The sequence below is a fragment of the Maribellus luteus genome, assembly GCF_003576475.1.
Taxonomy (GTDB): domain Bacteria; phylum Bacteroidota; class Bacteroidia; order Bacteroidales; family Prolixibacteraceae; genus Draconibacterium; species Draconibacterium luteum.
In genome coordinates, this window is sequence record NZ_QWGR01000012.1 from 1 (window position 1) to 15346 (window position 15346).

The following is a 15346-nucleotide window of genomic DNA, read 5'->3' on the forward strand; positions in this document are numbered from 1 at the left end:
TAATAGGTTAGTAATTCTTTGCCAATATAAACCGGGGCTGTAGTATCGGTAACAGTAACAATTGCCTCGCAAAAGTCTATGTTGCCACTTGCGTCGCTAGCATAAAGAATAATTGTATGAGCCCCCAATTCGGAACAACTAAATTCATCTTTACTAAGCCAGAGTGAATCAATGGAACAATTATCGGAAGAACCGTTATCTATATCGGAAACGGTAAGACTGCCTATTCCGGAATCATCCAGATAAATTTCTGTATTCTGACAGATGGCCGTAGGAGAAACCGTATCCAGTGTATTGATTAAATTGTTCATGATAATAGTCTTAGAGCATCCGTCCAAATCTGTTACTGTCAGACTAATGTCAAAGGTGTCAAATGCAGTAAAAGTATGAGTTGGGTTTTGAATATTGCCGGTAGAGCCGTCTCCAAAATCCCAATTCCAGCTGACGATCGGAGCCCCGGAAGTCGTTTCATTTGTAAAAATGACCTCTAAAGGCGGGCAGCCAACTGTCACAGAGTTGGTATTGAAGTCAGCATCGGGGCCATTAACCTGAATGTAGTTTGTTTGTGTTTTGGTACTGCTGCATCCGTTTGATGCGGTGATGGTCAATTTTACGGTATAAACTCCAGCTGTTTCGTAGGAGTAAGATGGGTGTTGCTCTGTCGATGTTCCTCCATCGCCAAAGTCCCAGCTCCATGCGGTAATTGTATCCGGACCATTAACTATCGAGTTGTCGGTAAAATCAACTGTCAGTGGCCCACAGCCAAATAAACTGTTTCCGGTAAATTCTGCTGATGGTATGGAAACGTTTAGTGAATCCTGGTAGGTGTCAGTAACTCCAAGAATTGTATCGGTAATCGTTAACGTAATAATGAAATGGCCAACATTGGTATAAGAGTGAATTGGATTTTGCGCACTAGAAGTGTTCCCGTTTCCAAAGTCCCAGTGCCAGGTATCCGGTAATGTGGACTGATCGGTAAAGAAAACCGTATGGGGAACTGTGCATCCGTTTTGCGGAGACATTACAAATTTTGCATCAATTGGTGAACCAGAATTTGCATCAATTGTAACCGATAGCCCGGCTGAAGCACTTCCCGTATTTCCTACGGTATCGGTAGCTGTTGCTGTAATACTATGTGTACCATACGAAACGGAAGTACTTGAATGGAAGAACCAATTTCCACTTCCGTCGGCGGTGGTAGTTCCCAGCGTGCCATCGAGCGAAGAAATAAGCGTAACGGTGCTGTTTGCTTCGGCAGTTCCCTGGAAATCAGGCTTGGTGGCAGCGGTTATATTATCGCTTGATGAGACTCCCAAATCGGTAGAAGCAGTTAAATCGGGGATTGACGGTGCTGCCGGAGCAACTCCATCAATCACAATTGCTTTATTCGCTCCTAGTGAGCCGGCTGCTCCGGGCGAAATCAACGTTAAATCGGCAGGTGTTCCAAATTGGTCGTTAATGGTTCCGGCATTCAGCATTAATGCCGAGGTTGTAGTATAATCGAGGTCGGCTGTTTCGTCGCCCGATTGCACGGTGTAGCTGAAAGTTAGAACAGTAGTCCCTGATCCTGATGCGTAATTGGCATTTTGATCTGTTGTCCCGGTCTCAAGCAGAAGTTGAGGAGTGCCGGTAACCGTTACTGTTCTGCTGAACGTAATGGAAACACTGATTATATCTCCAATCTTGTAAGTTCCATTTGCTGTTGAACTGTTTACATTGGTAACACTTGCCGGAAGATCATCGTTGTTTATCGTAATGCTTGCATCATCCGAAATATCAACTGCTAATGTTGTGGTTGTCAGGTTCGATTGACTGATCGTAATTGTTTCGTCCGACTCTACTTTACTGTCACTTGTTGGAGTTACGGTAAATGTCTGCGTTTCTCCTGAATTACCTGCAAATGTGAGTGTTTGCCCCGAAATAGCCGTGTAGTCATTATCCGCTGTTGTTGCAGTTCCATCGGAAGTACTTACATCTACCTGGAATCCTCCCTGTACAGCATTATCGAGTGTGGCGGTTAGGGTAATTGCCCCGTCATCTTCGTTGCCGCTTGCATTGGCTATGGTTACCGCAGCTGCATCATCGTTGTTAAAAGTTACTGTTGCATTGTCGGTAATCACTACTCCAAGAGTGGTTGCTGCCAGGTTCGACATACTGACTGTTGCCGTTTCGTTTGCTTCCAGTTTGGTGTCGGTGTTTGGTGTAACAGTGAAAGTTTGCATTTCTCCAGCTGTTCCTGCAAAAGTCAATGTATGTCCTGAAACTGCGGTGTAATCATTATCAGCTGTTGTTGCGGTTCCGTCGGTAGTGTTTACATTCACCTGGAATCCTCCCTGTACAGCGTTATCCAGCGTGGCGGTTACGGTGATTGCTCCATCGTCTTCGTTACTGCTTACATCGGCAATGGTAACTGCAGCTGCATCGTCGTTGGTAATGGTTCCTGTTCCGGTTGCGTCGGTAATAACCACATCGGTTCCAGTGGCATTCGAAAGTGTTAATGTAAAGGTTTCGTCGGCTTCCAGCATATTATCGCCGGTAACGGTTATATCAACCGTTTTACTTGTTTCACCGGCAGCAAAAGACAAAGTTCCTGATACTGACGTATAATCAGTTCCAGCTGTCGCAGTTCCGTCAGAAGTTGCGTAATCAACTGTGGCACCTCCTGCCGGTGCAGGCAGAGAAAGAAAGACCGTAAAAGCGAGGGTGGTGCTTCCACTGTTACCCTCTACTATTGAAGGGCCATCTGTAGAAAAGCCTGGACGGGAGGTTAAATTTGGTATTCCAGTTCCCGTACCAAGTCCCCAGCTGCTAACATTTAACGGTGAAGGATCGTTATCATTAAAAACAGAGGAAAAGAAAAGTGCGGTTGCATCATCGGTGTCATTGTCAATTTCCCAGTAGCGCTTGTCATCTGTCCATATATCATTGTAAATGTAATAGCCCGATGTATTCATCCAATACGGATATTCAAACATAATTCCCTGGTAGGTATAAGTTCCGTTGGCATCGGCGGGAGTTAAAATGTCTGAAACAAGAATATTTGTCGGAACCATCCCGTGTCCGCTGATTTTAAAATTATATGGATTTTCATCCGCGTCATTATTGCTAATTGAAATCTCGGCTTCGCGTATACCTGCTGCCGAAGGATCAAAGGTAATTTCAAAGGAAGTAGATCCGAACGCCGCAACTGTTGCAGAGGGTGGGCTTGTAAGTGAAAAATCACCAGCATTTGTTCCAGTAATGTTTACTGAAGAAATATCTAACTGAGCACCGCCGGTATTTTCTATGGTAAAAGTGCGGGTTCTATTACCTGAAGATACTTCAACCGAGTTAAAATTGGTATGGTCGGTATAAGTTGGTGTTACGTCATCGTCAGCTATCGAAAGGCCATTCGCCTTTACATTTATATTTGGGGCTGAAATAGCTTCGGTAATCACCGGGTCACCTTCAACTGTAATGTTTGTGTTTTTATCCCAGCTGCTTAATCCCGCGGGAGTTCCTTGTTCCGACACAATATAAAACAGAAAGTCATTATCCGTGTCATCCGTGTCAATATCAAAATTCCAGTATTGAGCCCCGCTGTATTCGTCGTTAAACAAATAGTAGCTGTTTGTTTCGTGTTTCCAGTATTCAAAATTATTAATAACCCCCTGGTGAATATAGTTTCCATTGGCATCGGCAGGTGTGGTTATGCCCGACACAACGAGGTCGCCGGGTACAAATCCCCGTCCGCGAATATCGAAGGTGTAAGGATTTTCGTCTGTATCGTCGTTTGCAATCGAAATGGTCGCGTATCGGTATCCTTCGGCCGAAGGATCGAAAGTTACACTAAACGTTGTGTTGCCGAGCGAGGCTACTGTTGATGATGGGGCAGTTGTTACACTAAAATCGGCTGCGTTGGTACCACTTATTGTTGCGCTGGTGATATTTAAATCAACACTTCCCTGGTTTTCGATAGTAAAGGTTCGTACGATTGTTCCACCAGAAATATCAGCCGATCCAAATTTAGTATGATTGTTAAAAGAAATAGCTGTACTGGTATTTACAATGTTTATTCCATTCCCTTTAACATTTATCTCGGGAAACGCGCTTGAAATACCTACGAATGGTGACCCTGTTCCGGCATCAGGCGACCAGGACGTGGCATTTACGGGAGAATCAGACGGAGGGTTCGGCTCGGTATAAAACAAAGCGGTGTTCTCGTCGTCAGTATCAACGTCAATATTCCAGTAATTATTTCCATCTCCGGAATATACATCATAGTAAATGTAGTAGTTCAGGGTTTCGTGTTTCCACGAATCCTTACCGTTTAAAGTTCCGTTGGGCACGTAAGTCCCATTGGCATCAGACGGGCTTGTTATTCCGCTAACAATTAAATCGGTGGCAAATCCCGAATGCACAATAAGCGCAAAAGAAAATAGTGCCAGTAATTGTTTTGTGAAACGAGGTAAAAATGTTTTCATATTAAAATGCTTTTAGTTGTCAAACACATAAGTAAGGGTTTTTCCATCCCGACTCAGATTCAGCATGGAACGTATTTATTGCAAGAGGATTGATTGTTTGTAATTGAAATTCTCCAACTGTTAATTGGTTTGATCCCCGATTTTGGGATGAGTGCTTCTCAATCGTTATCACGTTATTTTCTGAAATATTATTCAGCTTAAAACTTTTGTTTCCCCGGGGGCCTTTAAAGGTGTTGTCCCGCAATATTTTAAGGGCCGTTCCGGTATCGCCTCTTTCCAGTTCGGGGAGTATTTCTTTGATGGCGATCCCTGCTTCTATGCCCAATACAGCAAATACCGAAGCAGGTCTTCCGTAAGTGTTTTTATAGTTTATTATCAGCGGTTGTTGCGAAACAGTTCCTGACAAAAAATCCCAGCCAGAAGTGGTGTAACACGAAATATTCAGCATTTCAATATTCGCCAGTACTTCCTTTGTTGCCATGGGCGGCGAAACGATCAAAGGGACTTTTTTATAAAGCGACGAATTCCGGAATGCCTTGTAAAATTCGAAGGTTTCACTTCCACAAAGTAGTGCATGCAGGAAATTGACTTTTGCTTTTTCAATTTTTTCGAAAAATGAAGGCAAAATGGCGCTGATGGATTTCGAAACATCATCAAAATAGGGGAGTGTGTGCATATCAATTTCTTCGGCTCCTGCTTCTATGGCACCTTGCCAAAATGAAGTGTGTAGCTGGTACCCGGCATCATAGGTTGACATGAGTATGGCTCCTTTTCCTCCAAAGTTTTTTTGTGCCCAGTTGCCCAATGCAAACTCATGCTTCCAGAGCGCAAGGCTATTTGCAAAAACCGGTGCCGGAAGTGATTCGGCAGGGGGGATATTCTCGCCCATATCGAAGAAAATCCCCGGCTTTTGACGGTCGCCCAAAAACTGGCCAATTTCGGGTAACAATTTATAACTGATGATCCCCGACATGATATCGACGCGATGAAAGGCCAGCAGTTTTTGAAAGGCAGTCTTTATGTTTTCGGTCTGTCCCAGGTCAATATATTCAGGATAAAACTGTATACGGTTTCTTAGCGTCGCCGGGAAAACCGATAAAATGCCATCAATAATATCCTGCGACATATTCGGAAATATGGATGAATACGGAAAAAGAAAGCCAATTTTTATTGTCTTGTTCATGTGTCGTGAAATCTAAAAATTGAGCCTTATCGCGAAGCTTTGTGCTTAGGCGATAATGCTCAACTTATTAGTCGGGTATTTAATTTCGTGAAGGGAAAATTCCTACCATTGCAATACATAAATTTACCACCTGGTACGGTTGCATATTGTTGAATGGAATACTTCCTCCGGTGTTGCCGATGGTAATATTTCCTGAAGAAACATCGTTCCCCACATTCAAATTCACATCGGGGGTATTGTTGGTATAAATATTTCCCGAAGTTGCAGCACTCAGTACGTTGCTGCGGGACGAAGGAGCCGGACTGGTTCCTGCCGCTGAACTGGCTTTTATGGTTACCGACGAACCGGTTAAATTCGCTGTATGCGTGTGCGAAGGAAGGTTGAGAGCGGTTAATGTAGTGTTTTCACTTCCGCCTTTATCTCCCATCCTCATTGAGGTGAGCCCGGGGCCATCTCCATAACCTACCATAACACGCCCCCTTAAATCAGGGAGCGCAAACGTTGTACGTCCGTCGCCGCCGAACATTGTCCCCAGTAACGAAAACAATGCTGTGTTTTGAGAGATTGAAATAAGCTGTCCGCCGCAAAAATTCCAGCCACGTGGTGCGAAATTGAATCCAAATGCTTGAATTGTTCCTAATAAGGGATCCATAATTTTAAAGATTTAATGGTGAATATTTAATTTATTAGACAAACAGGTAAGGATTAAGCCAGCCTGAATGAATGTTTTCTTGAGTATGATTGTTATTGTTTGCGAAAGCGTCTTTCGTTTCGATTTTTTCGAGTATAAAGTTTTCGGGAATAGAGAAGATTCCTTGCGATGTCTTGCATAAATAGGCCGGGCCTTCAATCATCCCGGTTTGGGGATCCATTTTTAATTGACCGACCGGAGAATCAATAGAGAAATCAGCAGAAGTGATATTTTCGCTTTTGTTGTTTTGGAGTCTCTCTGCAATCAGTCCTGTTTGATAGCCCAATAAACTAAACTGATCGGGATCAACACCGTATTTTTCAATGTAAGCGGATACAAAGCGTTGGTTTTCCCTATTGTCCAGGCCTTTAACCCACGAACTTAGGTGATAAATGTTATTGAGTGTATTTCCCCCATGCCGCAATTCTTTCTCTTCGGCAACAAATGAAGTGGTCATCACCGGAAGTGTTAATTTTTCACGGGAATAAGCCTGCAAAAAAGTGTTGGCTTCCTCTCCGTTCATCAGAAGAAATATACCCTCAGTTTTCTCTTCCTTCAGTTGCTTTGTAGTGTGGGCGTAAAATTGCTTTTTATCCTGTTTGTTTATAAAAACATTTGTAATAATTCCGCCTGACTCTTTAACGGCATGTTGGAACGAATATATGGCGTCATAACCACTGTCATACAAACCTGAAACAACAGCCAGTTTCTTTCCAAAATTCTCTACCATAAATTTACCGGCAAGTGCCGAATTGCGGCAAAGATCTAATGTGTTAAAAACCAGGTATGGATTGCGGATCATTTCACTGTTTGGATAGTTTTCTCCGGCGTTGGTTATAATGGTTGGTATTTGGGCTGGTGAGGTGATCTCACTGATACTTTGGGCCACTTTCGTATTCAAAAGCCCTACAATTAAGTCAACCTCGTTTTCATTTACTAGTTTATGCACTCTCTTTATTGCCTGAGAAGAATAACCAAATTTTACCGATTCAGTAATCAGCTCAATTCGGCAACCTTCGGCAGGAAAACTATTCAGTGCCAGGTTTATACCGTTCATAAACGATTCGGGATATTCGGCATGCGTTAACGAAGTGGGTAATAAAATTCCCGCTTTGAAAGAATTAGTTCTTGTATTGGAAGCTTTTACTGAAAAAGGAACATTTGTAGCAGCTGTACCCAAAGCCAGACCTGCATATTTTAAGAAGTTTCTTCTACTATTCATGAAGATTTGTGGTATTGAAAATTAAAAATCTATACAATTTAAGACAATAATATCTTAAATGAAAGCCTATCTATATATTGTTTAATAGATAATCTTTATGTGGGGTAGGTTTTTGTGGTGAAAAGAGTAATGTTGTCAAAATAGACCTTGTTCTGATCAAATTCTCAAGCCGTGTTTTACGGTGTTGGATGTAGGTATTCCAGGATCTGTTTTTCAAAGACGTTTGCTGATTTTTGTATAAATAATTTTGATTTTAGTAAATTTTGTGGATTTTAAAGTGTTGTATTTCAGTTGTTTGTGGTGTGTATGCTATTTAGAATCAATATGAGTATTGACTGGTGTATGATATTGTCGTAAATTGCATCAACTGTTAAATCACTTGAATTCATTTTAGAATTCATTTTAGTACAGAAGATAGACGCCAAAGCCCTTTTATCATTAGAATTTTACACGTAACCCTTGTGGGATACATAGTATTAGTGTGTTTCGGTTTTACAATTTACAAACCCTAACGTGTATAAATAATGATATACGAAACCTTGCAGATTCTAAAAGAACAGCTTGAAAAATATTTTGACGAAGTAGGCCTAAACGTATCGCTTATTCTGGATAACGTTGCCTTATGGGAATCGGGTTCTAAAGATGCCGACAAATTGGATGGCAAAGTGATTCTGACCCTTCTTAATATTGAAGAAGAGGTGACGATGAAAAACATTGCTGTCACCCGTGTTGTGAATAACAAAACGGAATACAGGAATCCACCTGTTAATCTGAATATCTACTTGCTGGTTAGTGCCAATTGTAATAGCTATGATTATTCTTTACGCAGTGTTTCCCGAACCATTGAATTTTTCCAGGGGAAGCGAATTTTTACGTCATCCAATACCATTTACAACCGGGCAAATGTGTCTTTTGATGTGTTGGATTATTTCAAATTCATTGTTGATCTGTACACCCCCGGATTTGAAGTGGTCAATCATATTTGGGGAACGCTGGGAGGCCGGCAGTTACCGTCGGTTCTGTACAAAATACAGATTTTACAGATCGACCGGGATAAAAAGCTGTCGACTGGCGAAGTGATCACACACATTGGAGGAACCCTCGAAAATCTACAGTAAAATGACATTTTCAATAAAATACAAACCGCTTTTTGAGGTGAGGATTTTTCACCAATATTTCCTGAACAAGGGAACGAGTGACTTTTTCTCAATGAGCGAAGCGGATAAAGAAAAACAGCTTGCCGGCTACAAAGTCTCAAAATTCTTTTTGGTCGTTCCTACAGCAAAAAGCCGCAACTTACTGGCCGGTCAGCATTTGGTTTTCTCGTTGACGAATACCGGCTTCATGATTTGGGTACAGGTAAGCGATGAAAATGATGTTGTTCCACTGATTTCGTTGGACGATGCATTGGAGCTTACCTTTTTGTTGCAACCATTAAATCACACATTCATTAACTATACCAATCTCACGTTTTCGAGCGCCGGCAAGTTGTTTTTCTTTAGCAATACCAGGCCTGATTCAGAACCCGTTTCTTTTCCTCTTATTAAACTCCTGGATGATCATCTGCCCGTTTCTGAAAATTTTATTCCAACTGCTGACGGACAGAAAGATATTCTGTCTGAACTCACTCAGGCCGAGCAGAATAAAAATATTTTCGGACTCATAAAAATACGAATGAAAGCGGATTTGGCTCCATTAAACGTCACTGTAAGTCCCGACGAAATCAAGACCTCTGTTCCCGTATTTGAAGTCCTTTTCGAAAACCGGAAAACAGTATGGCGCTACATTTTTGAAAGCGATCAGCAGGTAAAAAACAAAGACGATGTAAAAAAAGAAAACGGCAGCGCAAGACAGTTGATAACCAAAGATTTTCAGCCGTTGACGGAAAAAGGTTTTGTATCCATCGAACTAGACGGGGACGAACTGCCAAACCCTGACGCACAGTTGGTAAAGCCCAATTCCATCGACAATAAGATATACTCAGAAATATATATGTAACAATCAAAATTAAACAGTTATGGCAACAACGTACAAAACACCCGGCGTTTATGTGGAAGAGATATCCATATTCCCGCCATCGGTCGCTCAGGTAGAGACCGCAATCCCCGCCTTTATCGGCTACACCCAATCGGCTGTAATTGATGGCGTTGACTTTCATTCCGAAAGTATTCTCAAACCCATAAAAATTGGCTCGTTAAAAGAATACGAGTTCTTTTTTGGAGGTGCTCCCGATCCGACAACCATTAACATCGAATTGAAAACAGATAACTCGGTGAAGTCGGTGGTTGTAAATGGTGATTTCCTTTTATACGATTCACTACGTATGTTTTTTGCCAACGGCGGTGGCGATTGTTTCATCGTTTCGGTAGGAAGTTACGCTTCCGATCCGTTTGCCCCGGCAAATATTTCAAATACAAAAACGGCGCTGTTAAACGGATTGGCAACACTTGAAAAAGAAGACCTTCCGACACTGCTGGTGATTCCGGAAACCGTTCATCTTTCGGAGGCAGGTGCCGGTGAAGTGCATGCTGCCATGCTGATGCAGTGCAACAAATTGCAGGATCGTTTCTCTGTTTTGGATATTGTAAATGGAGACAAGGAAGCGACTCCAACCGCTGATCCGGTGTTGAAATTCAGAAACAATGTGGGGATGAATTACCTGAAATACGGTGCAGCCTACTATCCCTGGATTAAAACGACTTTGCCGTTTAAAATTGATTACGATGCGATTGTTAACGGAACCTATAAAAAGGGGGCCGACAATAATTTCCCGGTAAAAACAGTCTTTAATAGCGGTTTGGTGGGTATAATTGATCAGCTGGATACGGATATTGCAGCAAAAGTTGCAGCCACCGCATTAACTGCAATAACCACGCGCCCGCAGCTGGTGACACAGGCCGGGGTAATTTATGCGCGGTTTAAAGCATTCCACGACTTAACGTTTACCGATAACGATACCAATGATCCAAAATCGGCCGCCAGCCAACACACAAAAACGATTGCAACAGACACTCCTTTTCAGAAACTGGTAAAACTTTTCTACGAATACGTTTATTTCAGTGATGCCGATAACGGAAGTTCACCGGCTGGGACCTGGGACGATCCGATTTTAACATTAGCAGACTTCGGTACTGACTTTCCGGCGTATACTTTTGCAGCGCCTACTACAGATGCCAATGATATTTATACCGCAACAAGTACGGCATTAAATGCAGCGCCTTATTTCATTGCGGTATATGACAAACTGAATGCTTTGATCAACAGTTTTTACGCTGAGCTGACCGCCACACGGAAGTTTCGTACAGAAACTCTGCAGCAGATTGATCCGGTTTACTCGGGTATTGTTGCGGCTATTCAGCAAAAAGGCGTGGTATTGCCACCAAGTGGAGCAGTTGTTGGAATTTATGCGGCTGTTGACGAAAACCGGGGAGTTTGGAAGGCTCCGGCCAATGTCAGTATCTCGGCAGTTAAAGGACCTGCTGTTAATATTACTTCTGAAGAGCAGGAAAGCCTGAACATTGATACGGATGCTGGTAAATCTGTAAATGCCATTCGCGCATTTACCGGAAAAGGCACCTTGATTTGGGGGGCGCGCACACTGGCCGGAAACGACAACGAATGGCGGTACATTTCGGTTCGCAGGTTTTTTAACATGGTGGAAGAATCGGTTAAAAAAGCCACCGGTGTTTTTGTGTTTGAACCCAACGACGCCAATACCTGGGTAAAGGTAAAGGCGATGATCGATAATTTTCTGAACAAGCAATGGAAGGCTGGTGCACTTGCAGGCCCAACACCCGAAAAAGCTTATTTCGTAAAAGTTGGTTTGGGTGAAACCATGACGGCCCAGGATATTCTGGACGGTTACATGATCGTTGAAATCGGAATGGCAGCTGTCAGACCGGCAGAATTCATCGTTCTGAAATTTTCTCACAAAATGCAGGAAGCTTAATAATCGAATAATCTTTAAATGTTATAGTTATGGCAACATCATATCCAATTCCAAAGTTTCATTTTAAAGTTAGCTTTGGTGACACTGAATTTAATTGCACCGAGGTTTCAGGCCTCGATTTCGAAGCCGAGGTGATCGAATACCGTTCGGGCGCCGATGCCGAGTACCACAAAACCAAACAGCCCGGTCTTTCCAAATACAGTAATATTACTTTAAAACGGGGCACTTTTGTTGATAAAGGGCGCGAGTTCTACGAGAAATGGATTAAAACTGTCTATTTCCAGGAAAAGGGCGAGCAGTTCAGGGGCGATCTGGTGATCAGCCTTTTGAACGAAAGCCACGAGCCTGTGGTGAGCTGGAAGGCGATCAATGCCTACATCACAAAAATTCAATCTACTGATTTAAAGGCAGACGGAAACGAGATTGCGATTGAAACAGCAGAATTTGTGCATGAAAAACTGACCATGATCGAATGACAGGCTATTATCCACCCATAGGATTTCATTTCAGCGTTGAGTTTCCGGAGATTTCTTCCAGCGGCAACGATCAGCAGTTCCAGTCGGTTACCGGCTTATCGGTTGATATAGATACGGAAGAAGTTGCGGAAGGCGGCGAAAACCGGTTTAAACACAAAATCCCGGTTCGTACCAAATATCCAAACCTGGTGTTAAAGCGTGGTTTGTTGGTCGATTCGGAAGTGATAAAGTGGTGCCGCGACGCTGTGGAGAACTTTCAGTTCAAACCCACCGGGATCATTGTAAAACTGTTGAACGAGAAACACGAACCACTGGTTAGCTGGAGCATCGTTCATGCTTATCCCGTAAAATGGAGTCTTGTAGACCTGAATGCCGAAGAAAGTAAACTGGCCATTGAAACGCTGGAATTAACCTACAACTACTTTAAAGTGATCTAATCATGCCGATCGAAATAAAAGAACTACACATTCGAATCAATGTGTCGAACGATGCCGGCCAACCTGCAACTTCTGCAGCGCCTGCCCATTCAAAAGAGGAAATTATTGAAGCCTGTGTGGAACAGATAATGGATATTCTGGATAGAAAGGAGGAGCGGTAAGATGTCAGGAGAACTGGTAAAACTTCAGATAAAAGCATACAGCGATGAGCAGTTTAATAACGAGGTAGCCAATGGCGAATTTCGTACCCTGTTGAATCCTGAGAAGTACGTCTTTAAATACAAGGTGGAACAGAATAGTCAGCAGGCCTCAGGGACGAGTTCGTCGGCGCCGCGTTATAACCGCACACCGCCCGAAGACCTGGATCTGGAGTTTATTTTCGACCGAACAGGTGTTCTTTTAAATTACGGCGATCCATCCACAGCTTCCGACGATCATCTATCGGTTGACGAGGGAGTGGGGATTGCCGACGATGTGGATCAGTTCAAACGCGTGGTTTTCGATTACAACGGCGACGAGCACCGTCCGAATTACCTGATCATCACCTGGGGAGCACTTTTGTTTAAAGGTGTGCTCACCGAAATGGATATCACTTTTAAGTTGTTTAAATCCGACGGAACGCCGCTGCGCGCAACAGCTACAGCCAAGTTCAAGGGGTTTATTGAGGATAATCTCAGGGTGGCGCTGGAGAACAATACTTCTCCCGATTTAACTCACGTGAGAATTGTAACGGAAGGCGATACACTGCCCCTGATGACATACCGGATTTACGGTGATTCAAAATATTACCTGGAGGTGGCCAAAGTGAACAAGATCACCAATTTCAGGAAACTGAAAGTTGGTCAGCAAATTTTCTTTCCACCCATAGAAAAAGTCTCGTAATATGCCTGAACAAAGAGTTATACCAACACAGCGGTCGACCGACCTGGTTACCTGGAAAATACTGATTGAAGGCGAGGAATTGTCTTCAACCTATCAGGTACTGAGTATTGCCGTTGAAAAGGAGATCAACCGGATTCCATGGGCGAAGATCGTTTTGCTGGATGGTGACCCGTCAGCACAGGATTTTGCATTAAGCAATGAATCATTTTTTGTTCCGGGAAAGGAGATCGAAATAAAGGTTGGTTATCATTCCGATGAGGAAACGGTTTTTAAGGGCATTGTTATTCGTCATAATTTATCGATCAGGTCCGACAAGGCACAGTTGGTGATCGAGTGCAGGGATAAAGCGGTGAAAATGACGATCGGCCGGAAAAGCAAATATTTCTACGAAAGCAAAGACAGCGATATTCTGGAAGAAATCATTGGTACCTACGACCTGGAGGCAGATGTGGAAGCAACGTCGGTGGATTATCCAGAAATGGTTCAATACCGGGTGAGTGACTGGGATTTTATGATCGCACGTGCGCAAGCCAACAGTAAGGTTTGTGTTGTGGACGATGGAAAGGTTTCGGTAGTGACACCTGATTACAGCCAGGAAGAAAAGCTGACCTTGGTTTACGGTGCTACCATTCTTCATTTTGATGCGGAGATTGACGCGCGGAATCAGTTTGGAAACATCACTTCTTTTGGTTGGGATGTGGCAAATCAGGAAGTTTGGGAGCGGGAAGCCGCAGCATTGAATGTTGAGTTAAACGGAAATATTTCGGCGGATGAACTGGCATCGGTGATTGATTTGGAAAAACTGGAATTAAAAGATGGCAGCGGGCTTACCGATGCCGGCTTACAGGCTTGGGCCGATGCCCGGAACCTGTTTAACCAGCTTTCAAAATGCCGGGGAAGTGTCCGTTTTCAGGGAGTCGCTGATGTGAAACCGAACACAACCATTGCGTTGACAGGAGTTGGCGATCGCTTTAATGGGAAAACCTATGTGTCGGCCGTTCGTCATCACATAACCGAGGGAAACTGGACGATTGATGCCCAGTTTGGTATCGATTCAAAATGGTTTACCGATAAATCGGATATCAACGAGCTTCCGGCGTCGGGCTTGCTCGGCGCTGTACATGGACTGCAAATTGGAAAAGTAACACAGTTACAGGACGATCCCGACGGAGAATACCGGGTGTTGGTGCGGATGCCGCTGATCAACAACGACGAACAAGGCGTATGGGCACGGGTGGCGACACTTGATGCGGGTAATAACCGCGGCTCATTTTTCAGACCTGAAATTGACGATGAGGTAATTATCGGTTTTCTGAATGGAAGTCCGAACGACCCTGTAATTCTCGGAATGCTGAACAGCAGTGCCAATCCTGCTCCGCTGGAGCCGGAAGATGCCAACAACGAAAAAGGTTTTGTGACACGTAGCGAAATCCGCTTCATTTTTAATGACGACGATGTGAGCGTGACCATGGAAACACCCAACGGAAATAAAATGGTGATCAGTGATGCGGATGGTGGAATTAAACTGGAGGATGAAAACGGCAACCTGATACAGATGGATGCAAACGGAATTAAGATCGAAAGTGCGAAGGACTTGAATTGTAAATCTTCAGCCAATACGGTAATTGAAAGCGATGTCAATCTCGAATTATCGGCGGGTGCGCAATTCAAAGCCGAAGGAGGAGCAGGCAGCAGCCTGGAATCTTCTGCAATTACTGAAATAAAAGGATCAATGATAAAAATTAACTGATATGCCACCAGCAGCAAGAATAACCGATATGCATGTTTGCCCGATGGTAACCGGAACCGTTCCGCATGTGGGAGGTCCGATACTTCCCCCGGGCTGCCCGACAGTGCTGATTGGCGGACAACCGGCAGCGCGGGTAGGAGACTTGGCCACTTGCACCGGGCCTCCAGATTCAATTCTGACAGGATCGGGAACCGTAATGATCGGCGGAATGCCCGCAGCAAGACTGGGAGATACAACAGCACATGGTGGAACAATTGTAAGCGGATTTGGAACCGTAATGATCGGAGGATGAA

General features: G+C 43.6%; 13 protein-coding genes. 9 read left to right on the forward strand and 4 right to left on the reverse strand.

Going from position 1 to position 15346, the window contains the following annotated elements; all coding sequences use genetic code 11:
- The 4 genes from D1614_RS17310 to D1614_RS17325 form a co-directional block, all read right to left on the reverse strand.
- A partial coding sequence (locus tag D1614_RS17310) for a choice-of-anchor D domain-containing protein (RefSeq protein ID WP_119439236.1) occupies positions 1-4463 on the reverse strand: 4463 nt, incomplete at its 3' end.
- Between the two features lie 19 nt (positions 4464-4482).
- Positions 4483-5646: a type 1 periplasmic-binding domain-containing protein gene (locus D1614_RS17315; RefSeq protein WP_119439237.1), complete on the reverse strand. Its 1164-nt coding sequence runs from the start codon at positions 5644-5646 to the stop codon at positions 4483-4485.
- A gap of 79 nt (positions 5647-5725) precedes the next feature.
- Complete coding sequence (locus D1614_RS17320; protein WP_119439238.1) at positions 5726-6298, reverse strand: phage tail protein; 573 nt, start codon at positions 6296-6298, stop codon at positions 5726-5728.
- Positions 6299-6332: 34 nt separating this feature from the next.
- Positions 6333-7559, reverse strand: coding sequence for an ABC transporter substrate-binding protein (locus D1614_RS17325; RefSeq protein WP_119439239.1), 1227 nt, complete (start codon positions 7557-7559; stop codon positions 6333-6335).
- Positions 7560-8083: 524 nt separating this feature from the next.
- Here D1614_RS17325 and D1614_RS17330 point away from each other — a divergent pair.
- From D1614_RS17330 to D1614_RS17365, 9 genes are read left to right on the forward strand one after another with little or no spacing between them, the layout of a single operon-like run.
- A complete protein-coding gene (locus tag D1614_RS17330; protein WP_119439240.1) occupies positions 8084-8677 on the forward strand; it encodes a Pvc16 family protein in 594 nt (197 codons plus the stop codon).
- Position 8678: 1 nt separating this feature from the next.
- Positions 8679-9557: a hypothetical protein gene (locus tag D1614_RS17335; protein ID WP_119439241.1), complete on the forward strand. Its 879-nt coding sequence runs from the start codon at positions 8679-8681 to the stop codon at positions 9555-9557.
- 19 nt (positions 9558-9576) lie between these two features.
- Positions 9577-11508 (forward strand): phage tail sheath C-terminal domain-containing protein, encoded by a 1932-nt coding sequence (locus tag D1614_RS17340; RefSeq protein ID WP_119439242.1) that lies wholly within the window; start codon positions 9577-9579, stop codon positions 11506-11508.
- Positions 11509-11537: 29 nt separating this feature from the next.
- On the forward strand, positions 11538-11984 hold the full coding sequence (locus D1614_RS17345; protein ID WP_119439243.1) for a phage tail protein: 447 nt from the start codon (positions 11538-11540) through the stop codon (positions 11982-11984).
- Entirely contained in the window at positions 11981-12421 is a 441-nt protein-coding gene (locus D1614_RS17350) for a phage tail protein (protein WP_119439244.1), read from the forward strand. Before D1614_RS17345 ends, D1614_RS17350 begins: the two co-directional genes overlap by 4 nt.
- A 2-nt stretch (positions 12422-12423) precedes the next feature.
- Positions 12424-12582 carry a DUF5908 family protein gene (locus tag D1614_RS25970; protein ID WP_175579290.1) on the forward strand — a complete coding sequence of 53 codons (159 nt, stop codon included), beginning with the start codon at positions 12424-12426 and terminating at the stop codon, positions 12580-12582.
- A 1-nt stretch (position 12583) separates the two neighbouring features.
- The gene (locus D1614_RS17355) at positions 12584-13303 is read left to right on the forward strand and encodes a CIS tube protein (RefSeq protein WP_119439245.1); all 720 of its coding nucleotides are present in this window, start codon (positions 12584-12586) and stop codon (positions 13301-13303) included.
- A 1-nt stretch (position 13304) separates the two neighbouring features.
- Positions 13305-15053 carry a type VI secretion system tip protein VgrG gene (gene vgrG, locus D1614_RS17360; protein ID WP_119439246.1) on the forward strand — a complete coding sequence of 583 codons (1749 nt, stop codon included), beginning with the start codon at positions 13305-13307 and terminating at the stop codon, positions 15051-15053.
- 1 nt (position 15054) lies between these two features.
- Complete coding sequence (locus tag D1614_RS17365; protein ID WP_119439247.1) at positions 15055-15345, forward strand: PAAR domain-containing protein; 291 nt, start codon at positions 15055-15057, stop codon at positions 15343-15345.
- Position 15346 lies beyond the last annotated feature (1 nt).